The sequence below is a fragment of the Roseomonas sp. OT10 genome (assembly GCF_020991085.1).
GTDB lineage: Bacteria > Pseudomonadota > Alphaproteobacteria > Acetobacterales > Acetobacteraceae > Roseomonas > Roseomonas cutis.
Genome location: NZ_CP087719.1, coordinates 1318364 through 1339799, shown reverse-complemented (window position 1 = coordinate 1339799; position 21436 = coordinate 1318364). Strand labels below are relative to the sequence as shown.

Annotated in this window: 25 protein-coding genes; 16 read left to right on the top strand and 9 right to left on the bottom strand. The window is 76.3% G+C overall.

Going from position 1 to position 21436, the window contains the following annotated elements:
* Nucleotides 1-49: 49 nt before the first annotated feature.
* The gene (rnk, locus tag LPC08_RS06155; protein WP_230451836.1) at nt 50-460 is read right to left on the bottom strand and encodes a nucleoside diphosphate kinase regulator; all 411 of its coding nucleotides are present in this window, start codon (nt 458-460) and stop codon (nt 50-52) included.
* Between the two features lie 305 nt (nt 461-765).
* Between rnk and LPC08_RS06150 the strand changes: the two genes are divergently transcribed.
* From LPC08_RS06150 to LPC08_RS06135, 4 genes are all read left to right on the top strand, one after another.
* Nucleotides 766-1827, top strand: coding sequence for a quinone-dependent dihydroorotate dehydrogenase (locus LPC08_RS06150; protein WP_230451835.1), 1062 nt, complete (start codon nt 766-768; stop codon nt 1825-1827).
* Nucleotides 1824-2669 (top strand): TIGR01459 family HAD-type hydrolase, encoded by an 846-nt coding sequence (locus tag LPC08_RS06145; RefSeq protein ID WP_230451834.1) that lies wholly within the window; start codon nt 1824-1826, stop codon nt 2667-2669. The genes LPC08_RS06150 and LPC08_RS06145 overlap by 4 nt, the downstream gene beginning before the upstream one ends.
* Nucleotides 2670-2866: 197 nt before the next feature.
* Entirely contained in the window at nt 2867-4114 is a 1248-nt protein-coding gene (locus LPC08_RS06140) for a multidrug effflux MFS transporter (RefSeq protein ID WP_230451833.1), read from the top strand.
* Nucleotides 4115-4184: 70 nt separating this feature from the next.
* A complete protein-coding gene (locus tag LPC08_RS06135; RefSeq protein ID WP_230451832.1) occupies nt 4185-4517 on the top strand; it encodes an Hpt domain-containing protein in 333 nt (110 codons plus the stop codon).
* A gap of 43 nt (nt 4518-4560) precedes the next feature.
* Here the strand turns inward: LPC08_RS06135 and LPC08_RS06130 are convergent, their stop codons facing one another.
* The 7 genes from LPC08_RS06130 to LPC08_RS06105 all read right to left on the bottom strand — a co-directional run bounded on the left by LPC08_RS06130 (nt 4561) and on the right by LPC08_RS06105 (nt 10380).
* On the bottom strand, nt 4561-5664 hold the full coding sequence (locus tag LPC08_RS06130; RefSeq protein WP_230451831.1) for an NADH:flavin oxidoreductase/NADH oxidase: 1104 nt from the start codon (nt 5662-5664) through the stop codon (nt 4561-4563).
* Complete coding sequence (locus tag LPC08_RS06125; RefSeq protein ID WP_230451830.1) at nt 5661-6521, bottom strand: DUF2272 domain-containing protein; 861 nt, start codon at nt 6519-6521, stop codon at nt 5661-5663. Before LPC08_RS06125 ends, LPC08_RS06130 begins: the two co-directional genes overlap by 4 nt.
* Nucleotides 6522-6526: 5 nt before the next feature.
* Entirely contained in the window at nt 6527-8347 is a 1821-nt protein-coding gene (locus tag LPC08_RS06120) for a hypothetical protein (protein ID WP_230451829.1), read from the bottom strand.
* A gap of 65 nt (nt 8348-8412) precedes the next feature.
* Nucleotides 8413-8997: a nitrile hydratase subunit alpha gene (locus LPC08_RS06115; protein WP_230451828.1), complete on the bottom strand. Its 585-nt coding sequence runs from the start codon at nt 8995-8997 to the stop codon at nt 8413-8415.
* Complete coding sequence (locus LPC08_RS26285) at nt 8997-9293, bottom strand: SH3-like domain-containing protein (protein ID WP_370643309.1); 297 nt, start codon at nt 9291-9293, stop codon at nt 8997-8999. The genes LPC08_RS06115 and LPC08_RS26285 overlap by 1 nt, the downstream gene beginning before the upstream one ends.
* Nucleotides 9290-9610 carry a nitrile hydratase gene (locus tag LPC08_RS26280; RefSeq protein WP_370643308.1) on the bottom strand — a complete coding sequence of 107 codons (321 nt, stop codon included), beginning with the start codon at nt 9608-9610 and terminating at the stop codon, nt 9290-9292. The genes LPC08_RS26285 and LPC08_RS26280 overlap by 4 nt, the downstream gene beginning before the upstream one ends.
* On the bottom strand, nt 9607-10380 hold the full coding sequence (locus tag LPC08_RS06105; RefSeq protein ID WP_230451827.1) for an SH3 domain-containing protein: 774 nt from the start codon (nt 10378-10380) through the stop codon (nt 9607-9609). The genes LPC08_RS26280 and LPC08_RS06105 overlap by 4 nt, the downstream gene beginning before the upstream one ends.
* Before the next feature lie 253 nt (nt 10381-10633).
* On the opposite strand from LPC08_RS06105, the gene LPC08_RS06100 reads away from it, so the two are divergent.
* The 8 genes from LPC08_RS06100 to LPC08_RS06065 all read left to right on the top strand — a co-directional run bounded on the left by LPC08_RS06100 (nt 10634) and on the right by LPC08_RS06065 (nt 17744).
* Nucleotides 10634-11371: a class I SAM-dependent methyltransferase gene (locus tag LPC08_RS06100; protein WP_230451826.1), complete on the top strand. Its 738-nt coding sequence runs from the start codon at nt 10634-10636 to the stop codon at nt 11369-11371.
* Between the two features lie 13 nt (nt 11372-11384).
* Nucleotides 11385-12038 (top strand): hypothetical protein, encoded by a 654-nt coding sequence (locus LPC08_RS06095; RefSeq protein ID WP_230451825.1) that lies wholly within the window; start codon nt 11385-11387, stop codon nt 12036-12038.
* A complete protein-coding gene (coaBC, locus tag LPC08_RS06090) occupies nt 12035-13354 on the top strand; it encodes a bifunctional phosphopantothenoylcysteine decarboxylase/phosphopantothenate--cysteine ligase CoaBC (protein ID WP_230451824.1) in 1320 nt (439 codons plus the stop codon). Before LPC08_RS06095 ends, coaBC begins: the two co-directional genes overlap by 4 nt.
* A complete protein-coding gene (dut, locus tag LPC08_RS06085; RefSeq protein WP_230451823.1) occupies nt 13351-13824 on the top strand; it encodes a dUTP diphosphatase in 474 nt (157 codons plus the stop codon). Before coaBC ends, dut begins: the two co-directional genes overlap by 4 nt.
* Before the next feature lie 15 nt (nt 13825-13839).
* The gene (locus tag LPC08_RS06080; RefSeq protein WP_230451822.1) at nt 13840-14784 is read left to right on the top strand and encodes a LysR family transcriptional regulator; all 945 of its coding nucleotides are present in this window, start codon (nt 13840-13842) and stop codon (nt 14782-14784) included.
* A gap of 72 nt (nt 14785-14856) precedes the next feature.
* The gene (locus tag LPC08_RS06075) at nt 14857-15750 is read left to right on the top strand and encodes a TauD/TfdA dioxygenase family protein (protein ID WP_230451821.1); all 894 of its coding nucleotides are present in this window, start codon (nt 14857-14859) and stop codon (nt 15748-15750) included.
* 297 nt (nt 15751-16047) lie between these two features.
* Complete coding sequence (locus LPC08_RS06070; RefSeq protein ID WP_230451820.1) at nt 16048-17055, top strand: Bug family tripartite tricarboxylate transporter substrate binding protein; 1008 nt, start codon at nt 16048-16050, stop codon at nt 17053-17055.
* Nucleotides 17056-17210: 155 nt separating this feature from the next.
* The gene (locus LPC08_RS06065) at nt 17211-17744 is read left to right on the top strand and encodes a hypothetical protein (protein ID WP_230451819.1); all 534 of its coding nucleotides are present in this window, start codon (nt 17211-17213) and stop codon (nt 17742-17744) included.
* A gap of 13 nt (nt 17745-17757) precedes the next feature.
* On the opposite strand, the gene LPC08_RS06060 is transcribed toward LPC08_RS06065, so the two are convergent.
* On the bottom strand, nt 17758-18039 hold the full coding sequence (locus LPC08_RS06060) for a hypothetical protein (RefSeq protein WP_230451818.1): 282 nt from the start codon (nt 18037-18039) through the stop codon (nt 17758-17760).
* A gap of 90 nt (nt 18040-18129) precedes the next feature.
* Between LPC08_RS06060 and LPC08_RS06055 the strand changes: the two genes are divergently transcribed.
* From LPC08_RS06055 to LPC08_RS06040, 4 genes are read left to right on the top strand one after another with little or no spacing between them, the layout of a single operon-like run.
* Nucleotides 18130-18960: a HesA/MoeB/ThiF family protein gene (locus tag LPC08_RS06055; protein ID WP_230451817.1), complete on the top strand. Its 831-nt coding sequence runs from the start codon at nt 18130-18132 to the stop codon at nt 18958-18960.
* Between the two features lie 6 nt (nt 18961-18966).
* Nucleotides 18967-19344: a DsrE family protein gene (locus tag LPC08_RS06050; protein WP_230451816.1), complete on the top strand. Its 378-nt coding sequence runs from the start codon at nt 18967-18969 to the stop codon at nt 19342-19344.
* A 56-nt stretch (nt 19345-19400) separates the two neighbouring features.
* On the top strand, nt 19401-20597 hold the full coding sequence (locus LPC08_RS06045) for a methyltransferase domain-containing protein (protein ID WP_230451815.1): 1197 nt from the start codon (nt 19401-19403) through the stop codon (nt 20595-20597).
* Nucleotides 20598-20616: 19 nt separating this feature from the next.
* Nucleotides 20617-21435: a shikimate 5-dehydrogenase gene (locus LPC08_RS06040; RefSeq protein WP_230451814.1), complete on the top strand. Its 819-nt coding sequence runs from the start codon at nt 20617-20619 to the stop codon at nt 21433-21435.
* Nucleotide 21436: the final 1 nt, after the last annotated feature.

The following is a 21436-nucleotide window of genomic DNA, read 5'->3' as shown; positions in this document are numbered from 1 at the left end:
TTCTCCCCGCGCGGCGGGGCGGCGTCAACGCGCCCCGCCGCGCCGCGGCTCAGCCCGGCAGCGCGGCCGGGGTGACCTTCACGATGGTCAGCGGACGCTCATGCCCCGCCCGGTCGGGCCAGAGGATCGACCGGCCCTCGGCCAGGCCGATCAGCCCCGCCCCGACCGGCGTCAGGATGGAGACGCGGCCGGCGGCGATGTCCGCCTCGTGCGGCCAGACGAGCTGCACGGTGCGGTGCGTGCCGCTGCCCTCGTCCACGAACTCGACGGTCGCGTGCATGGAGACCACCCCCGGCGGCAGCTTCCCCGGCGGGTGGACCTTCGCGCGGTCGATCTCCGCCTGGAGCAGGGCGGAGACGTCCGGCAGCCGGTCCTCGACGCTGAGCGCGAGGTCGAGCAGCCGGTCGCGCTCGCGGTCGATCAGGTGGACCGGCGGACGGCCGGAGGGGGAGCGGGACATGGCGGGGGAAGACCCTGAGGAGAAAAACTGCCGCGACGGGCGGAACGGGGCTGGGGAACGGGCCGGGGCGGCGGGCCTGCGGGATGGCCGCAGGGGCCCTGCGCGCCGCAGGGCTGCCGCTTAGCGAACCGGCTTGCCGGAACGCTCGGAGACGGGCGCCACGAGGACGCCGGCCAGCCGCCAGGATGACATGCCGTTCACGCTCCGATCATGTCGGCGGGGTCATGGCCTGTCAAACGCGCACCCCCATCCCGCGACGGCGCCACCTTTCCCTCGGGCCCGGCCCGGGCGAGAAGGCGCGGGACATGACCCCTGCCCTCGCCTCCGCCCTGATGCCGCTGCTGCGCGGCCTGGACCCCGAGCGCGCGCACGAGCTGGCGCTGCGCGGCCTCGGCCTGGGCCTCGCGGGGCGGGATGGCGGCGCGGACGACTCGGCGCTGGCGGTGGAGACGCTGGGGCTGCGCTTCCGCAATCCGGTCGGGCTGGCGGCGGGCTTCGACAAGAACGCGGTCGCCGTGCTGCCGCTGATGCGGCTCGGCTTCGGCTTCGTCGAGGCCGGCACGGCGACGCCGCGGCCGCAGGACGGCAACCCGAAGCCGCGCCTGTTCCGGCTGGCCGAGGACCGGGCGGTGATCAACCGCATGGGGATGAACAACCGCGGGCTGGCGGAATTCGCCGCGCGGCTGGCCGCCCTGCCGCGCCCCCTGCCCGCCGTGCTGGGCGCCAATGTCGGCATCAACAAGGAGGGGGCGGCGCCGGAGACGGACTATCCCGACCTCTACGCCGGGGTGGCGGAGCAGGCGGACTACGTCACCATCAACGTCTCCTCGCCCAACACGCCCGGGCTGCGCGACCTCCAGGGCGAGGCGCGGCTGGCCGTCCTCCTGGAGCGCACCATGGCCCGGCGCGCGGAGCTGCCGAGGCGCCCGCCGGTGCTGGTGAAGATCGCCCCCGACCTGGCGGAGGAGGCGGTGCCCGCCCTGGTCGAGACCTGCGTCGAGGCGGGGGTGGCCGGGCTGATCGTCTCCAACACCACCATCGCCCGGCCGGATTCGCTGCGCTCGGCGCATCGGGGGGAGACGGGCGGCCTCTCCGGCCCGCCGCTCTTCGGCCCCTCCACGGCGCTGCTGGCGCGGGTGCACCGCCTCGCGCGCGGGCGGCTGGTGCTGATCGGCGTCGGGGGCGTGGGCAGCGCGGAGCAGGCCTATGCCAAGATCCGCGCCGGGGCGTCGCTGGTGCAGCTCTACGCCGCGCTGGCCTATGACGGGCCGGCGCTGATCCCCCGCCTGAAGGCGGGGCTCGCCGGTCTGCTGCGGCGGGACGGCTTCTCCTCGGTGTCCCAGGCGGTGGGGGTGGATGCGCCATGATGGTGCTGGACGGGCTCTCGGCCCTGGCGGATCGCTACGACGGCTTCATCGTGGACCTCTGGGGCGTGGTGCATGACGGCACGCAGCCCTATCCGGGCGTGGCGGAGGCGCTGGCCGCCATGCGCGCCGCGGGCAAGCGGATCTGCTTCCTCTCCAACGCGCCGCGCCGCTCGCATGTGGTGGCCGACCAGCTGACCGAGTTCGGCATCGCCCCCGCGCTCTACGACGGCATCGTCACCTCCGGCGAGGCGAGCTGGGAGCTGCTGCGCGACCGCAGCCATCCGGGCTTCGACACGCTGGGCACCCGGGCCTTCCATCTCGGGCTGGTGCGCGACCGCTCCGTGGTGGAGGGGCTGGGGATCGAGCTGCTGGCCACGCCGGAGGGGGCGGAGTTCATCCTCAACACCGGCCCCGACCCGGTGGTGGGGCGCGAGAGCGTCACCCCCTACGAGCCGGCGCTGGCCGCCTGCGCCGCGCGCAAGCTGCCGATGGTCTGCGTGAACCCCGACCGCGAGGTGGTGGTGGGTGGCAAGCTCGTGCTCTGCGCCGGGGCGCTCGCCGACCGCTACCTCCAGCTCGGCGGCGGGCCGGTCCATGAGGTGGGCAAGCCCGACCCGACCATCTACGGCCCGGTGCTGCGCCGCCTGGGCGTGGCGAAGGACCGCGTGCTGGCGCTGGGCGACGGGCCGCACACCGACCTGGCCGGGGCGAAGGCGGTCGGGCTGGACGCGGTCTGGGTGCTGAACGGGCTCTCGGCGGGCCTCGCGGACGACCAGCTCGACGCGGCCGCGGCGGCCGAGCACGTCGCCCCGATGGCCGCCCTGCGCGGGCTGCGCTGGTAGCCGCCCCTGGCGGCCACGGCCATGGCCGGCCCCTTCCGGCGATCACCCCTCCGGCAGCCAGCGGGCGGTGCGTTCCGCTGCGGCCTGTCCTGCTTTAGCCTGCGGGGCATGCAACCTCCGGCCGCGCGACCCTCTCCCCCCCTGCCCGATCCGGCCCGGCGCAGCTTCCGCGACGGCGACCCCCGGGGGGTGGCGGGTTGACCCCGCGGGACCTGGGCTACGAGGCGCCGACCGGCGACGAAACCCCGCCCGACGCCGCCCGCAGGGCGCCGCCCCTCTGGCTGCTGGTGGCCATGACCGGCCTCGGTCCCTTCGCCATGCAGCTGGTCATTCCGACCCTGCCGGTGCTGGCGCAGGTCTTCGGGGCGCCCTATGGCCAGGCGCAGCTGACCCTGACCCTCTACCTGATGGGCGTGGCGCTGGGCCAGCTTCTCTACGGCCCGCTCTCCGACCGCTACGGGCGCCGGCCGCTGCTCTTCGCCGGGCTCGGCCTCTACCTCGTCGCCTCGCTCCTCGCGGCGCTCGCCCCCTCGATCGGCTGGCTGATCCTGGCGCGGGTGCTCCAGGGCACCGGGGCCTGCGCCGGCATGGTGCTCGGCCGGGCCATCGTGCGCGACGTATGGCCGCGCGAGCAGGCGGCGAGCCGCATGGGCTACGTCATGATGGGCATGACCGTCGCGCCCATGCTCGGCCCGATCGTCGGCGCGGTGGTCGAGGAGTTCGTCGGCTGGCGTGGCACCATGCTGATGGCGGCGCTGGTCGGCATCCCCGTCCTGCTGGTCGCGCGGGCCAGGCTGCGTGAGACCCTGGTCCGGCCCCAGGCCCTGCCCGGCCTGGCGGGCCTGCTCGGCGCCTATCTCCAGCTGCTGACGTTGCAGGGCTTCCGCGCCTGTGTTGCCATCGTCGCCTGCACCAGCGGGGTGTTCTTCGGCTTCCTGGCCGGGGCGCCGCATGTGGTGGTGCAGGGGCTGGGCCACAGCCCGCGCACCTTCGCCATGATCTTCGTGGTGATCGCCGTCTGCTTCGCCGCCGGCTCCTGGATCGCCGGGCGGTACAGCATCCGCCTGGGCATGCGCGACACGCTGCGCCTGGGCCTGCTCGTGACCACGGCCGGGTCGGTGCTGTGCCTCGCGTTGCAGCTGACGCTTCCCCCGGCGCTCGCGGCCTTCTTCCTGCCGATGGCGCTCATCGCCCTGGGCAACGGCATCAGCCAGCCCGCCGCCGTCACCGCCGCGATCAGCGTGCGGCCGCAGCTCGCGGGCACCGCCTCCGGCCTCGTGGGCGCGATCCAGATGACCTTCGGCGCGCTGATGACCGTCCTGGCGGGCTGGGTCGAGGCGGGGCACGGGATCGGCACGGCCTTCGTCATGCTGGGCTGCGCCCTCGGCGCCCAGCTCGCCCTGCGCGGCGCGCAGCGGGCGCTGTCCGGATCGGGCGGCCGATGACGTCGCGCCCCACCCTTGCGCGCCAGCCCGCAGCGGCAAGAATGCGCCGCGTGCCAGAGGGGGAGTCCGGATGAAGGTGATCGATCCCGAGGTGGCTGGCGCCCTCGCCTCCGAGCTGCCGCCGGAGGTCTTCGCGACCATCGTCCAGACCTTCGAGGCCGACGTCGCGCGCCTGCTGCAGGAGCTCGTGGCCGCCAGCCGGACCGGCGACACCGTGGCCTGGCACCGGGGCGCGCACAGCCTCGCGGGGGCCGCGGGCGGCGTCGGGGCGACGCAGCTCGAGGCGCTGGCGCGCGAGGCGATGCGGCCCGACCACCTGCCCTCGGCCACGGTCGCGCTGCGGCTGGGCGAGGCGGCGAAGGCGGCGCTGGAGGAGCTCGGCCAGCTCGCCGCCGCCGGCTAAGGCGGATCGCCGGGCGGGGCCGCCCGGCCGGCCGGCCCCGGCGCTACAGGGCGGGCATCGCCTCGGCCGTGGCGGCGCGCAGCGGCAGCTTGCCCCAGCCGCGCTCGTATTGCGGCGGGATCGCCAGCCGGTCGGTCGCCCCCAGCGCCTCGGCGGCGCGCCAGGCCCAGTAGGGATCGCGCAGCATGGCCCGGGCCAGCAGCACGACATCGGCGCGGCCCGCGGCCACGATGTCCTGGGCCTGCTGCGGCTCGGTGATCATCCCGACCGCGGCGACGTCGATCTCCGCGCCCCGCTTCACCGCCTCCGCCCCCGGCACCTGGTAGCCCGGGCCGAGCGGGATCTTCGGCGCGGCGAGGTTCCCGCCGGAGGAGACGTCCATCGCATCCACCCCCAGCGCCTTCAGCCGGCGGGAGACCTCGACCGTCTCCTCGGTGGTCCAGCCGGCGGGGTCCCAGTCGGTGTGGCTGATCCGCACCCAGAGCGGGATGGAATCCGGGATGGCGGCACGCACCGCCGCCGCGGCCTCGCGTAGCAGCCGGGTGCGCCCCTCGAAATCGCCACCCCAGCCGTCGTCGCGCCGGTTGGCCAGGGGCGAGAGGAACTGGTGCACCAGGTAGCCGTGCGCCGCGTGCAGCTCGATCACGCGATACCCGACCTCCACCGCCCGCCGCGCCGCCAGGGCCAGGGCCCCGATCACCGCGACGATCTCCGCCTCGCTCATGGCGCGGGGGGTGGCATAGCCCTCGAAGGCGAGGGCGGAGGGCCCCACGGGCTCCCAGCCCTGCGCCGCCGGGCCACCCCGCCAGGGTGGGTTCCGGCTGGCCTTGCGCCCGGCATGGGCCAGCTGGATCGCCGGCACCGCGCCGGCCCGGGCGATGGCGTCCGTCAGCCGGGCATGCCCCGGCATCTGCGCCTCCTCCCAGAGGCCGAGATCCTCCGGGGTGATCCGCCCCTCGGGCACCACCGCCGTCGCCTCGGCCATCACCAGCCCGGCCCCGCCCAGGGCACGGGAGACGAGGTGCTGAAGGTGCCACTCGGTCGGCCTGCCGTCGCCGGCGCAGCAGTACTGGCACATGGGAGAGACGCCGATCCGGTTCGGCAGGGTCACGCCGCGCTGGGTCAGGGGATCGAACAGTCCGGTCATGATCCGGGCACTCCTGGAGGAATCGGGGCGGGTGCGGCAGGTGCCGGCACGGCGTCGAAGGGGGGCAGCCGGCCCAGCCGGTTCTCCATCACCACGAAGAAGGCCGGCTCGCCGGGCGGGCGGGGCAGCAGGCGGCCGGTGCCGTCGGCGGCGAAGCGCGAGAGCGTCACCGCATCGGCGACGTTGCCGCCCACGGCCTCCACCGCGAAGGGGCCGGCGCGCACCACGATGTCGCAGTGCATCGGGCGGAACTGCCCCGTCTCGGCCATCCGTTCCTCCCAGCCGGAGAGCGGGCGGCGAGAGCGGTCGGCACAGACCAGGTCGCCCGTCTGCGGCGCCCGCTCCGACACCGCATGCGGCACGAAGGGCGCGGAGGCGGGGAAGTCCCGCGCATCGGCCAGCAGCCCGTCCAGGTAGAAGGCATGGGCCGCGCTGCCGGGGAACTCGCGCGAATCGACCCCTGCGGAGCGCATCACCCAGGAGACGAAGGCCGCCGACCAGGCGGGCTCACCCCAGGCGCCGTCGCCCACCCCCTGCAACGCCGCGGCGTAGCGCGAGCGGTTGCGCCGGATCGCCCCGGCCTCGTCCGGCACGGCGCGCCAGTAGGCGAGCACGCGCGGGAAGGCCTCGGTCCGGCTTTCCGGGCCGGCCTGCCCCCGCGGTGCCGGGCGGCGCAGGCCGGGCTCGACCACCACCCCGCCCCATTCATGCCATTCCCCCAGGGCGAAGCGCTGGATGCGGTCCCGCACCGAGGGCGGGTAGGAGAGCGGCGCCTCCCGCACCGCCACCGGGGCGGGCGCGGCACAGGCGAGGAGGGCCAGCGGCGCCAGCAGCGCCGCCCCCCGCAGCAGGACCATACCCCTCACCCGGCGGCCACGCCCCTGGGACGCGGGGCGGCCCTGGCCGGGCGGAGATCGGCGAGCAGCCCCTCCGGGTGCCCCAGCCCGAGCGTGACCCGCACCTGCGCCAGCAGGTCGGGCCGCGCGTCCAGCGGCGTCCCGGGCGCCGCCAGGATCTGCACCCCCGACGCGCCGCGGTCGCAGGCGGCCATCTGCAACCGGCGCAGCAGCGCCTCGGTCAGCGCCTCGGCCCGGGCGACGGCCTCGGGCGGCAGCGCCAGGTCGCCGCGCTCGCCGGCGAGTCGCAGCGCGGACACGGCGCGCAGCAGCAGCCCGGCCAGGGAGCTGTCCATTCCGGCCGGCATGTCTTCCGGCCAGGCCATGAGGCCGGCGGCCGCCTGCTCCGCCAGCCCGGGCACGGCCACCCCATGCAGCCCCAGGCGGGCCAGGGCCAGCAGCCGCAGCGCCGCCGCCTCGCCGGGCTCCGGCGCGGCGAGGCCCGCGAGGCGCGCGCCCAGCGCCGCCAGCCGCTCCTCGTCGCGCGGCTCCCGGTCGGCGCGGGCCAGCGCATCCAGGGCGCAGACGGTGCGGGACAGGGCGGCGGCATCCCCCAGCCGCGGCTCCAGCGCGGCGAGGTGGCGGTCGAGCCACTCCCGCAGCCCGGCGGGCGCGGCATAGGCCCCGGAGGCGGCGAAGAGACGCACGGTGGCCACCGCCTCCAGCGCCGCCGCGGCCTCCGCCGGCAGGGCGAACTCCGCGGCCCGGGGGGCGCCGTCCTCCAGCCGCGCGGCGGCGGCCTCGGGCGGCTCCGTGGCGCCGGCGGGCTCCAGCAGCCGGTCCTCGGTCAGCGTCGCCTCGCCGCCGCCCGGCACGGTGCCGACCGCATGGCGCACCACCACCCAGTGCAGCCGGCCGCCGGGGCGGGGATGGCCCCTGACACCCAGCACGGCGGCGGGGTCGCGCGGCCGGGCGTGCAGGGCCGGGGCCGCGCCGCCCTCGGCCAGCAGCGCCAGGTTGCGCAGCGGCCCGTCGAAGAGCGGGACCGCGCCCGCCTCCTCCGTCACCATCCGCCGCTCCCAGCCGGAATCGCGCTGTCCCGCCACGGCACGGTAGGCGGCGCGGGCACCCAGCTCGTCCCAGGCGGTGGTCAGCCGCGCGCCGCGGAGGGTCTGCCCCGGCGCCGCGCGCAGCGTGACGACAAGGCGCAGCACCGGGCGGTCCGCCTGGAGATGGTAGGCGTAGCGCACCGTCCCCACCGGCGCCGCCTCGCGCTGCCAGGGCCAGCGGCCGGGCACCGCGAGCGGGCTCTCATGGTACAGCACCACCCCCTCGCCTTCGCGCTCGAGGCCGTAGGCGGCGATGCGGTCCTCCACGTCCAGGCAGTGCCAGAGGCCGCGGGCGCGGAACTCCACCAGGTTGCCGGTGTGGCGCGCCTCCGCCTCGCCGCCTGGTCCTGGGCGGGTCTCCACCACCTCGCCGCGCGACAGGTCGCCGGTGAAGCGGGCCCAGGCAGTCTCGATGACGAAGCGCCGCGGATCGGCGGCGCGCACCGTCAGCCGCTGCGGCGGCGCCCAGCCGCGGAGGATGCCCTCCCCCTCCCCCATCGCCAGCACGAAGCCGAGCAGCCCGCGCGCCCGGACGGGATCGCGGCGCCAGGCCTCCGGCAGGGCGAGCAGCGCGGCCGCCTCGGCCGTCGCCCCGGTCCAGGCCGGGTCGGCCTCCGCGGCGACGCCGGCCGCCTCCAGCGACGGTCGTCCCCCGCCGGCCGGGATGGTGCGGATCAGGCGGCGGCGCAGGAAGTCCAGCAGCCGGTCGCGCTCGGTCTCGTGCAGGACGGGAATCATCGTCCGGGCAGGATAGGCCGGAACCGGGCGCCGGTCACAGCGGGGCCGTTCCGAAGGGCGGCAGGTCAGGGCTCGCGGGCCGGACGGAGGCCCATCATCGCCTCCGCCGTGACCAGCCCGGCCAGGCGTGCCGCCTCCCAGCCCTCCGTCCCGCCGGGGCGGAGCGGCAGCACCATCCAGCGGTAGTCGGCGGTGCTGTCCACGACCTGGAGGGACACGCCCTCGGGCAGGGTCGTGCCCCATTCCGCCAGCAGCCCGCGCGGGTCGCGCACCGCCCGCGCCCGGTAGGCGGCGGACTTGAACCAGCCGGGCGGGTAGCCGAGCACGGCACGCGGGTAGCAGGAGCACAGGGTGCAGACGACGAGGTGGCGGCGGTGCTCCGTATCCTCCAGCACGCCCAGCGGCGGCATCCCCGCCATGGAGACGCCCATCGCCTCCGCCGCGGCGGTGCCGTCGCGCAGCATCAGCGCGCGGAAGGCGGGGTCGGTCCAGGCCCGCGCCACCATGGCGGCGCCGATCGCGGGCGAGGCGCGGTCCGTACTCTCCTGCCGGGCATCCAGCTCCGCCGCCGTGACCACGCCGCGCGTCGCGAGCGCGGCGAGCAGGCGGTCCAGCAGCGCGACGGATTCCCCGCGTGGCGGCGCGGCCATCAGCCTCCCCCCCGCACCGGCTCCAGCCAGTGCCCGAAGATCTCGACCAGGACCGTGTCGCCGGCCCGCCCCTCGCCGAAGAGCGGCGGCTGGGTGAACTCCACATGGTAGAGTGGCCGCACCGGAGCCGGGCGGCCGAAGGCGAGGTCGGAGGGGTCGGGGAAGTCCCCCAGGTGCCGTGCCACCCGTCCCGCCCGGCCGCGCAGGTAGTGCGGCGTGCGGACATGGCAGGGCCCGCGCGTCTCCGGCCAGTCGTCGCGCACCCGCACCGGCTGGCCGGGGGCGAGCGCGGTCACCGCAGCACCTCGGGCGGGACGATGCCCTTCTCCACCATCAGCCCGGCGATGGAGCGCAGCCAGCGCTCGTAATAGCCCAGGGCGTGGTACTCGGCCTCGGGGATCGCCTCGATGCCACGGCGCATCTCGTCCACGCTCATCAGCCCCTTGGCGCCGAGCAGCTGGCGCAGCGCGTCCACCCGCTTGCCGAAGGCGTCGGGCGGGGCGTCGTCCCCCGGCTCCACCGCCGTGCAGAGGAAGCGCGGATGGCCGCCCAGGTCGTGATGCGCCGCGCGCGGATCGCGCCCCGGTGCCGCGATGCCTTCGGAATCGCTCATTGCCCGATCACCTCGTCCGGGGTGACGCCGAATATCTCGTCGCGCTTCAGCCAGCCGCGATGCTCGCCCACCTGCACCTCGCACCAGGCGCTCCCGGCGGCGCAGCTGCGGATCCGCCCGGTCACCCCGGGGGAGAGGCGGGCCACGGCGTTCGCGCCCTCCTCCCCGCGGCGGCGCAGGGTGCGCTCGTGCTCGCGGATCATGAAGGTGCGGCGGCCGAGGCCCAGGTTGGACTGGTGGACCCAGCCCTCCGTCCCCTCGAAGTCGCGGATGCGCCGCCACTGGTCGAACTCGCGCACGATCTCCACCGGCAGGTCGCGGCGCTGGTACGTCCATTCGATCGGGAAGCGCGTGCCGGGGCCGGCGCGCATGTTCACCTCGTCCGACCGCAGCGGCGCGAAGCGGGGCAGCGGCAGGCCGGTGACGGCGCCCACCGCGGGCTCCGGCTCGGGCTCCGGCGCGGGCTGGGGCGGGGCCGGGCGCGCCGCGGCGGCGGCGGCGGCAGCCCCGGCCGCGGCGGCGCGCCGCTTGGTCGAGGGCTGGGCGGGGGCCTGCCGCGGCGGGGCAGCGGAACGCTGCCGGCTGGCCTGCGTCCCCTGGGCGGCGGAGGGGCGCGAGGCGGCCGGGGCCGGCGGGCGCTGGGCAGCGCCGCTCCCCGGGCGGGAGGCGGTGCTGCCGGGGCCGGCGGTCTGCGCCATCGGCACGCCCGGCAGCGCCGCCAGGGGCAGCGCGAGGGACAGGAGCATCGGCAGGATGAGGGAGCGTCGCATCGGCGGGCTATTGAGGGACGCATCCTTCCGCGCGGGTCAAGCCGCCTGCGGCCCGATCACGTGCAAATCCACCGCGGCGCAGCAACCTTGCCACGCGGCGGCCTCCCCTCCTCCACCCGGGACGCCGCGCCTCCCCGGGGCGCGGCACGGGACGGGACACGAACCGGTGAGCCGGGCGCCCGACCCCTCCCCCCGGCCGCCCCGGCGCCGCCCCGGGCTGACCGCGCCACGCAGCCGGGCTAGGCTGGGCCGCATGTCCGACCAGACCGATTTCGGCTTCCGCCAGGTACCCCGCACCGCCAAGGCGGGACTCGTGCGCGAGGTCTTCGACAGCGTGGCCCCGCGCTACGACGTGATGAACGACCTGATGTCGCTGGGCATCCACCGGGTCTGGAAGCGCATCTTCGTCAACGCCATCGCCGCCTCGCCGCGCGAAACGCTGCTCGACCTCGCCGCCGGGACGGGCGACGTCGCCTTCCTGGCGAAGGAGCGGGGCGCGGGGCGGGTGATCCTGGCCGACATCAACGCCGCCATGCTGGGGGTGGGGCAGGGCCGGGCGCTGGAGCGGGGCCTCGCCTCCGGCCTCTCCTTCGTCTGCTGCGACGCGGAGCGCCTGCCCTTCCCGGACCGCAGCGTGGAGAAGGTCTCGATGGCCTTCGGCCTGCGCAACTGCACGAACAAGGACGCGGTGCTGCGCGAGGCGCGGCGGGTGCTGCGCCCGGGCGGGCGCTTCCACTGCCTGGAGTTCTCGCGCCTGCGGATCGACGCGCTGGCGAAGCTCTACGACGCCTGGAGCTTCAGGGCGCTGCCGGCGATCGGCCAGCGGGTGGCGGGGGATGCCGACAGCTACCGCTACCTCGCCGAGAGCATCCGCCAGTTCCCCGACCAGGAGACGCTGGAGGGAATGATGCGCGATGCCGGGCTGGAGCGGGTGACGCATCGCGACCTCTCGGGCGGGATCGTGGCGATCCACACCGGCTGGCGGCTCTGACGGGGGCGCCGTCATGGCCGCCGCCGCCAACGAGGCCTGGTACCGCGACAGCAACTGCCGGCTGGAGGCGGAAGGCTACCAGTGGCGCGACGCCTCGCACGGGCGGGGCAAGCGGCTGGCCACCCTGCCCGATCCGGACGCGCCCAAGGGCTACGTCTTCGCCCGCACCGGCGGGCTGATCGCCAAGCGCCGCGTGCTGCTGGCGGAGGACAACCTGCTCTACCGCTTCGCCGCCAGGCGCTACCTGGGCCAGGGCGCGCCGGGGCTGGAGCCGCTGCTGAACTCCCCCTGGTGGATGGAGGAGGACCGCATGCTCCTCCTGCTCGACCGCGCCCGCACCGCCGGCAGCCCGCTGGCGGAGATGGCGCGCAACCAGCTCGCCCTGCCGGTCGCCTGGACGGATTGCGACATCATCGTCCGCGTCCGGCTCCGCCCGGGCATCCTGCTCGCGGCCCATGCCGGGCCGGGGATCACCGCCCAGGGCGCCCCCGGCGACCGGCGGGTGGTGGCGACGGAGGCGCCGCACCTGTTCATGGACCAGCTCTACATCCCCGGCCTGGGCCGGCTCTTCTCGCTGGGCGGCGCCGGCCAGCACAACGTCACCGCGTGGCTCGACACCGCCACCGCGCGCGCCTTCGACCCGAACGCCCGGGGATTCAATCCGTGAGCGACACATCCCGCCTCGCCGGCCGGCGCATCCTCCTCGTGGTCTCCGGCTCCATCGCCGCCTACAAGGCGCTGGAGCTGGCGCGGCTGCTGGGCAAGGCGGGGGCGGAGGTCACCGGCCTGCTGACCGGGGGCGGCACCCGCTTCGTCACCCCGCACGCCTTGCAGGCCATCACCGGCCGGCCGCTGGCCCAGGACCTCTGGTCGCTGGAGGAGGAGGGCGAGGGGCGCGGCCACATCGCCCTCGCCCGCCAGCACGACCTCATCGTGGTCGCCCCCGCCTCCGCCGACCGCCTCGCGCGCATGGCGGCGGGCTTCGCCGAGGACCTGGCCGGGGCGACGCTGCTCGCCACCCAGGCGCCGGTTCTGGTCGCGCCCGCGATGAACTGGGCGATGTGGTCGCACCCCGCGACCATCGCCAACGCCGCCATCCTGGCCAATCGCGGCGTGCGCTTCGTCGGCCCCGAGGACGGCGCCATGGCGGAGGCGGAGAGCGGCCCCGGCCGGCTGGCCGAACCGCCCGCCATCCTCGCCGCCATCGCGGAGCTGCTGGCCGATCCGGCGCCGCAGGAGCCCGACCTCGCGCTGGAGGCCGCGCTGGACGAGGCCATCGCCGCCGGGGACGCACCCGGTCCCCTGGAGGGCCGCCACGTCCTGGTCACCAGCGGCCCGACGCACGAGCCGATCGACCCCGTGCGCTACATCGCCAACCGCTCCTCCGGGAAGCAGGGCCATGCCATCGCCGCCGCCCTGGCCGCGCTGGGGGCGCGGGTGACGCTGGTCGCCGGCCCCGTCGCCATGCCCGACCCGGCCGGGGTGGAGGTCGTGCGGGTGGAGAGCGCGCGGGAGATGCTGGCCGCCTGCGAGGCCGCCCTGCCGGCCGAGGCCGCCATCTGCGCCGCCGCGGTGGCCGACTGGCGGCCGGCGCACCTCGCCACGGGCAAGATCAAGAAGCGCGAGGGCGCGGCGCCCCCGTCGCTGGAGCTGGTGCCGAACCCGGACATCCTGGCCACCCTGTCGCACCACGCGCGGCGCCCCCGCCTCGTCGTCGGCTTCGCGGCGGAGACGGAGGCGCTGATGGCGAACGCCCGGGCCAAGCTGGCGCGCAAGGGCTGCGACTGGATCGTGGCCAACGACGTCTCCGGCGACGTGATGGGGGGCGACGAGAACGCCGTCCACCTCGTCACGCGGGAGGGGGTGGAGGACTGGCCGCGCATGGCCAAGGAGGCGGTCGCGGCACGGCTGGCCGCGCGGGTCGCGGCGGAACTGGACGCGATGACGGCGGGGGCCCCGCCGGTGCCGGGGGAGAGGCCATGACCGCGACGATCCGGGTGGTGCGCCTGCCGCATGGCGAAGGGCTGCCGCTGCCCGCCTATGCCACCGCCGGCGCGGCGGGGATGGACCTGCTCGCCGCCGTGACCGGGCCGCTGACCATCCCGCCCGGCGGGCGCGTGCCCGTGCCCACCGGGCTGCGCATCGCCATCCCGCCGGGGCACGAGCTGCAGGTGCGGCCACGCTCCGGCCTCGCCCTGCGCCACGGGCTGACCATGCCCAACAGCCCCGGCACCATCGACGAGGACTATCGCGGCGAGCTGCAGGTGCTGCTGTGGAACGCCGGGGCCGAGCCCTTCACCGTCGAGCGCGGCATGCGCATCGCCCAGGCGATCCTGGCCCCGGTCGTTCGCGCCGCCTGGGAGGTGGTGGAGGCGCTGCCGGACACCGCGCGCGGCGAGGGCGGCTTCGGCTCCACCGGCACGGGCCATCCCGGGAGTGGCGGCCCCGGCTGAGCCGGAGCCGGTGCCGTGCTGCCGCGCGCGCTGCTCTACATGGACGCGATCGCCCGCGCGGGCTCCGTGCGCAAGGCGGCGCAGCGGCTGAACGTCGCCGCCTCGGCGGTGAACCGGCAGCTTCTCGACCTGGAGCAGGAACTCGGGGTGGAGCTGTTCGAGCGGCTGCCACGCGGCATGCGGGCGACGGCGGCGGGGGAGACGCTGCTCGCCCATATCCGCCGCCAGCGCCGCGACTTCGAGGCGACCCGGCAGCAGCTCGAGGCGCTGCGCGGGCTGCGCCGCGGCCGGGTGCGCATCGCCGCGCATGAATCCGCCACGCGCGACATCGTCCCCCGCGCGGTCGCCCGGCTGCGCGCCGAGCATCCGCGCGTGACCTACGAGGTGCGCATGGCCAATGCCGCGCACATCACCGCGGCCCTGCTGGACGACAGCGTGGAGCTGGGCCTCGTCTTCAACCCCGTGCCCGACCCGGCCCTGCGCCAGCTGGCGCAGGTGCAGGCGCCGCTGCATGCCATCCTGCCCGCCGGGCATCCCCTGGCCGGGCACGACGGGCTGCGCCTCGCCGAATGCCTGGAATACCCGGTCGCCCTCACCGTCGCGCCCGACGGCATGGCGACGGGCGGCCGGGCGCTGGTGGAGGCACTGGTGCAGCGCTCCAGCCTCAGCCTGGAGCCGGCGCTGGAGACGGACAGCTTCGACCTGATGGCCCGCTTCGCGCGGGAGGCGGGCGGCGTCTTCTTCCAGATCGCCGCCGGCGTGGCGCCGGAGCTGCGGCGCGGCGACCTCGTCGCGGTGCCGCTGCGCGAGCCCTCCCTCGCCCGCGGCCGCCTGACCCTGCTGGCACGCCGCGACCGCACCCTCTCGGCCCTGGCCGCCCGCTGCGCCGAGCACCTGGCGGAGGAGATGCGGCAGGCGCCGGAGCGTTCGGAAAATCCGCACCCCCCAGCCGGAAACTAGCGCTTTTCGCGAGAGGCCACGCCGCGCTTTCCTCCCCTCCGCAGACAGCAGGACCAGGAGGAAGGCACGAGCATGCTGGCCGAGATCGAGACGCCATCCCGCATCCGGGCCGTGCCCGCGCCGGGCGCGCCGCTGGGCGCGGTGGTCGAGGGCTTCGACCTGCGGGGCCTCACGGCGGCGGAGGTCCCCGGGCTGAAGCGGCTGCTCGCCGACCACGGCGTGGTGGCCTTCCGCGGGCAGACGGTGACGCCGGACGAGCTGGCGGCGCTGGGGGCGCTGCTGGGCCCGCTCGAGGACAACGTGCTGAAGGAGTTCACCCGGCCGGAGCAGCCCAAGGTCTTCGTGCTCTCGAACATCATCGAGGCCGGCCGCGCGATCGGCAGCGTGAAGTCGGGCACCGGCTGGCACACCGATCAGGGCTATCTGGAGCACCCGACCAGCTACACCCTGCTCTACGGCGTGGAGGTGCCGCCGGAGGGGGGCGACACGCTGTTCGCCAGCACCGTGCGCGCCCTGGAGGCCCTGCCGGCCGCCGAGCGGGAGCGGCTGGCCGGGCTGAGCACGCTGCAGTCCTATCGCTACTTCTTCGCCAACCGCTACCTGCAGCCCGGCGCCGGCGGCAGCGTGCCGACCATGACGACCGAGGACTGGGCGCGGCTGCCGGATGTCGAGCACCCGCTGATCCGCCGCAACGTGGTGAACGGGCAGCTCGCCATCTACCTCGGCGGCAACTCGCTGGCCGCCTTTCCGGGGCTGGACGCCGCGGCGGGCCGTGCCCTGGCGGAGCGTCTCTTCGCCCATTGCACGGAGGAGCGCTTCGTCCACGCGCATCGCTGGCAGGCCGGCGACCTCGTGATCTGGGACAACAGCGTCACCATGCACCGGGCGGGCGCCTATGACCGCTCGCGCTATCGCCGCCACCTCTGGCGCGTCAGCGTGACGGGCGAGCGGCCGGTCGGCGCCTGAGCGAAACGGCGTCCGATCGGAGCGGTGCCCGATCGGAACAGCACCTGAGCGCGGCGGCGCCACGCCGTCGCCGCGACCGGCCGCGGACGCCAGCCCGGCGCCCCCGGCCATGGCTTGAGGAGCGGGTCCGCGCCGCCGGGCGATGGACCCTGCGGCGACCCGCTCCGGGGAAGGAAGCGCCCGGCCGATCAGAACCGGCCGCCACCGGGGCATCCCGCGACAGGGAAGCCCCGACCGGCGGCCATGGCCCCGGGGGCAGCCACGCCCCGGGGCGAAGTCCGGAGACGCGACACCACGATGCTGAACCGACGCACCCTGCTGCGGGGCGCCCCCCTGATCACGGCGGCCCTCGCCTTGCCGGCCCTGCGCATCCGCCCCGCCGGCGCCACCGCCGCCGCCGCCTGGCCGGAACGCACCCTGCGTTGGGTCAGCCCCTTCCCGCCCGGCGGCTCGCTGGACTTCTCGGCCCGGCTGATCGGCGCCCGGATGCAGGACCGGCTGGGCCGGCCGGTGGTGATCGAGAACCGGGCCGGCGGCGCCGGCGCCGTCGGCTCCGCCTATGTCGCGAACGCGGCACCGGACGGATACACGGTGCTGAGCAGCAGCATCGGCCCGCAGTCCCTGGCGCCGGGCCTGACACCCGACCTCGGCTACGACGTGCTGCGCGACCTGACCCATATCGGGATCATCGGCACCTCGCCCTACCTCCTGGTGGTGAAGGCGGACGCGCCCTGGGGCGACGCCGCGGCGCTGGTCGAGGCCGCCCGGCGGGCCCCTGGCCAGTTGACCGGCGGGTCGAGCGGCGACGGCACCGTGGCCCACATCGCCCTGGCCCGCTTTGCCGCCGCGACCGGGACGCAGATCCTGCACGTGCCCTACCGCGGCAGCACGGCGGCGCTGAACGACCTGATGGCGGGACGGATCTCGCTGATGCTGGAGGGCGTCGCCGCAGCGCGCGGGCTGGTCGAATCCGGGCAGCTGCGGGCCCTGGCCATCACGCGGGCGCAGCGCAGCCCGCTGCTGCCGGAGGTTCCGAGCTTCGCGGAAGCGGGCCTGCCGGACATGGTCTTCGCCGGCTGGCAGGGCGTGGCCGGGCCACGCGGCCTGCCGCCGGAGCTGGCGAGCCGGATCAACGCGGAGATGAACCGCGAGCTGGCGCAGCCCGCCGTGCAGGCGCGGCTGGCCGAGATCGCGCTGGAGACCAGGCCCTGCTCCCCGGCCGAGGCCACCGCCTTCGTGGCGCGGGAGCTGGAAACCTGGCGGCCGCATGTCCTGGCCGCCCGCCAGCAGCAGAGCGGCAGCTGATCCGGCGCCGCGGCCCGGGCCCCGGGCAGGCCGCCGGAACTTCGCGCGGGGAGGCCCGGCCGGGCGGGCTGCGCCGCCTCGCCCGGCCCGCTGTGTCCAGCCCGGCCCCATCCTGCTAGCATCGTCGCCACATCGCACGAGCGAAGGAGAACACCTTGGGAATCCCGTTGGCCGGCGAGCTCGGCCTGCTGTCCGAGAACGAGCGCGAGCCGATCCTGCGCAGCCACTACCCCCTGCTGGACGGGCTGCCGCAGGAGGAAGTGCTGGAGCTCGCCCGGTGGCTGCGGCAGCAGCGCAACCGCAACCGCGACCTGATCAGCGGCCGCCGGCGCGCCCGGCGCGGCAAGGCGGACGCCCGCAGCCCAGGCGCCGAGGCCGCGAGCGAGCGCGGCCTGGCCGCCAAGAAGCAGGTCTTTGCCCAGGCCCTGAAGCGGGTGAATGCCCGGCTCGACACCCTCAACGGCCTGAAGCGCCGGGAGCGGAACAACGCCCGGCTGCGCGCCGCCCTGGCCCGGCGCCAGGGACAGGAGGCGGCGCATCCGGAGAGCGGCCAGACCGCGAATCCCGGCCTCGCCCCCCGCAAGGACCGCGGCATCCGCGTGCGCGTCGATCCGCGCGAGGTCGGGCGGGTCTCGCAGTTCGTGCGCGACGCCCAGGCCCGTCGCGACCGGCGCCGCGCCCAGGCCTAGGGGCGGCCGGCCCTCAGCGCGGGTGCCGCCCGGCCGGCGGGACGTAGTGCCGGCCGATCTCCGCCGCGGTGATCTCCGCGCCGATGGCCTCGTGCAGCATGGCCGCCACCCGCTCGTCGCTGAAGCCGGCGGCGCGGAGCTGCTCGATGGCGGCCGAGAGCGCGGCGACCGCCTGGGCGACGTCCAGCCGCCGCGGCGGCAGGTCCAGGGCGGCGCGGAGGATGGTCTCGGCCCCGGCCACCTGGGCGGGGGTGAAGTGGCGGCCGTCCTCCGCCGCCGTCGCGTCCCCGGTCATGGCCCGAACCCTCCCTGGCTGGCGGCGGCGCCGGCGCCCCGCGCCCGGCCACTCTGGTCCGGCGGCCGGGGCCGCGCCATATGCGCGGCCATGGATCTCGACTTCTCCGAGGCGGAGCTGCACCGCTACTCCCGCCACATCCTGCTGGGTGAGGTCGGCGCCACGGGCCAGGCGCGGCTGCGCGCGGCACGGGTGCTGGTGGTGGGGGCGGGCGGGCTCGGCTCTCCCCTCGCCCTCTACCTCGCGGCGGCCGGGGTGGGGACGATCGGGCTGGTCGACCACGACACGCTGGAGCTGTCCAACCTCCAGCGGCAGGTCGCGCACGACACGGGGCGCCTCGGGCAGAACAAGGCGGACAGCGCGGCCCGGACCCTGCGGGCGCTGAATCCGGAGGTCTCGGTGGAGGTCCATGCCGTGCGGCTGGACGCGGCGGCCGCCACCCCGCTGATTCCCCGCTACGACCTGGTCTGCGACGGGACGGACAACTTCGCCACCCGCTTCCTGCTGGGCGATGCCTGCCACCTGCTCGGCCGGCCCCTGGTGACGGCGGCGGTGCTGCGCTTCGAGGGGCAGCTCACCACCTACAAGTCGCATCTCGGCGCTCCGCATCCCTGCCACCGCTGCCTGCACCCCGAGCCGCCGCCGCCGGGGCTGGTGCCGACCTGCTCCGAGGCCGGCGTGATGGGCGCGGTCACCGGCGTGATGGGGACGTTGCAGGCAACGGAGGTGATGAAGGAGATCCTGGGCATCGGCGAAGGGCTGTCGGGCCGGCTGCTGCTCTGGGACGCGCTGGCGGCGCGCTTCCGCGACATCCGGCTGCGGCGCGACCCCGAATGCGCGCTGTGCGGGCCGGCGGCGACGATCCGCGACCTGTCCGCGCATGGCGCCGCCGCCCCGGCCGCCTGCGCCCTCCCGGCCTGAAGCCCCGTGCCCCGTTCCCCGCTGGGCGTCCTGCTGACCCGCGGCACGCATGAGGACTCGCATTACGCGCTGGTCGTGGCCACGGCCGCCGCCGCGCTGGGGCGGCCGGTGACGCTGTTCTGCACCAATGGCGGCTGCCGCCTGCTGCTGCGCGACCCGCCCCTGCTGGGCGAGGCGCGGGAGGCACGGCTGGCGGAGCGCGGCGTCGCCACCCTGGCGGAGCTGCTGGAGGCGGCCGAGGCGCTGCCGCTGCGCCTCGTCGCCTGCGAGGCGGGGCTGCGCGCGGAGGGGATCGCGGCCGGGGCGCTGCGCCCGGGGGTGGAGGTCGCCGGCATCGTCACCTTCCTGGAGGCGGTGGGACCGGGGCAGATCGTCACCCTCTGACGGCGCGCCGACCCCCAGGTTCCGCCGCCGCCCCGCCCGGTCCATCCTGCGCCCGCATGCCCGACGACATCCCGACCCTGCTGCGCCAGGCCGCCGCGCACCATGCCGCCGGGCAGCTCGACGCGGCCGGGGCGCTCTATGCCCGGATCCTGTCGCTCTCCCCGGACGAGCCGAATGCGCTGAACCTTGCCGGGGTCCTCGCCCGCCAGCGGGGCGATGTGGAACGCGCCCTGGCCCTGACGGGCCGCGCCCTGGCGCTGCGCCCCGACGCGCCCGTCTTCCTCGCCTCCCACGGCGCCTCGCTGGCCGAGGCCGGGCAGCCGGGCCAGGCGGTGCCGCTGCTGCGCCGCGCGATCCTCGCCCGCCCCGACGACGCCGTGTCCCGGCGCAACCTGGGCCAGGCGCTGGGCGCGCTGGGCCGGCATGACGAGGCGCTGCCGCCTCTGCGCGACGCGGTGGCGCTCGCCCCCGGCCCCGAGACGCGACTCGCCCTGGCCCACGGGCTGCGACACCTGGGCCGGGTGGCGGAGGCGGTCGGCGCCGCGCGCGACGCGCTGCGCGAGGCGCCGCCGGAGGTCGCGGAGCAGGCGCGCTTCCTCCTGGCCGCGCTGGGCGCGGCCGAGGCGCCGGGCCGGGCCCCCGCCGGCTATGTGCGCGACCTCTTCGATCGCTACGCCAGCCATTTCGACGCCCATCTGGTGGGACATCTCGGCTACCGCACGCCGGCCCTGCTGGCGGCGCTGCTGGAGGGGGCCGGCCTCGCCCCGGACGCCTCGCACGCGGTGCTCGACCTGGGCTGCGGCACGGGGCTGTCGGGCCGGGCGCTGAAGCCCTTCGCCCGCCGGCTGGAAGGGGTCGACCTCTCCCCGCGCATGCTGGCGGAGGCGGCGCGCACCGGCCTCTACGACGCGCTGCACGAGGCGGACCTGCTGGAGTTCCTGCCGCGCCACCCCGCCGCCTTCGGGCTGGTCGCGGCGGCGGACGTGCTGAACTACCTGGGCGATCTCGGTCCGGCCCTGGCGGGGATCGCCGGGTCCCTGGCCCCGGGCGGGATGGCCGCCTTCAGCCTGGAGGCGGGGGAGACGGCGCCCTACGCCCTCGGCGAGGGCATGCGCTACCGCCACCATCCCGGGCACGTGCTGGAACTGGCCGCGCAGACCGGGCTGCGGGTGCTGGCACGGGAGGAGCAGGCGCTGCGCCAGGAGAAGGGCGCGGCGGTGGGTGGCCTGCTGCTGGTGCTGGGCCTGGCGTAGAGGGCGAGAGGACGAACGGATGCTGCCGTCGATCGACAAGGATACCCTGCTGTGCATGTCCCTGGCCGCGCGGCCGGGGAATTTCGGCACGCGCTTCCACAACTTCCTCTACCGCGAGCTGGGGCTGAACTTCGTCTACAAGGCCTTCACCACCACGGACCTGCCGGCGGCGATCGGCGGCATCCGGGCGCTGGGCATCCGCGGCTGCGCCATCTCCATGCCGTTCAAGGAGGCGGTGATCCCGCTGCTGGACGAGATCGCGCCCTCGGCGGCGGCCATCGGCTCGGTCAACACCATCGTCAACGACGGGGGCCGGCTGACCGCCTACAACACGGACTACATCGCCGTGCAGGGCCTCCTCGCCTCGCACGCCGTGCCGAAGGACACGCCCTTCCTGCTGCGCGGCAGTGGCGGCATGGGCAAGGCCGTCGCCGCCGCCCTACGCGACGCGGGCTTCGCCCGGGGCACCGTCGTCGCGCGCAACGGGCAGGCCGGGCGGGCGCTGGCAGACTCGCTCGGCTATGACTGGCGGCCGGAGGTGGGCGAGGCGCGCGCGGCGATGCTGGTTAACGTCACCCCCATCGGCATGGCCGGCGGCCCCGAGGCAGGGGACCTCGCCTTCGGCGCGGCCGCGCTGGAGGCGGCGGAGATCGTCTTCGACGTGGTCGCCCTGCCGCCCGAGACGCCGCTGATCCGCGCCGCCCGCGCCCGCGGCAAGCACGTCATCACCGGGGCGGAGGTCGCCGCGCTCCAGGCGCTGGAGCAGTTTGTCCTCTACACCGGCGTCCGTCCGGAGGCGGCGCTGGTGGAGCGCGCCGCCGCCCACGCCCGGGGGTGAG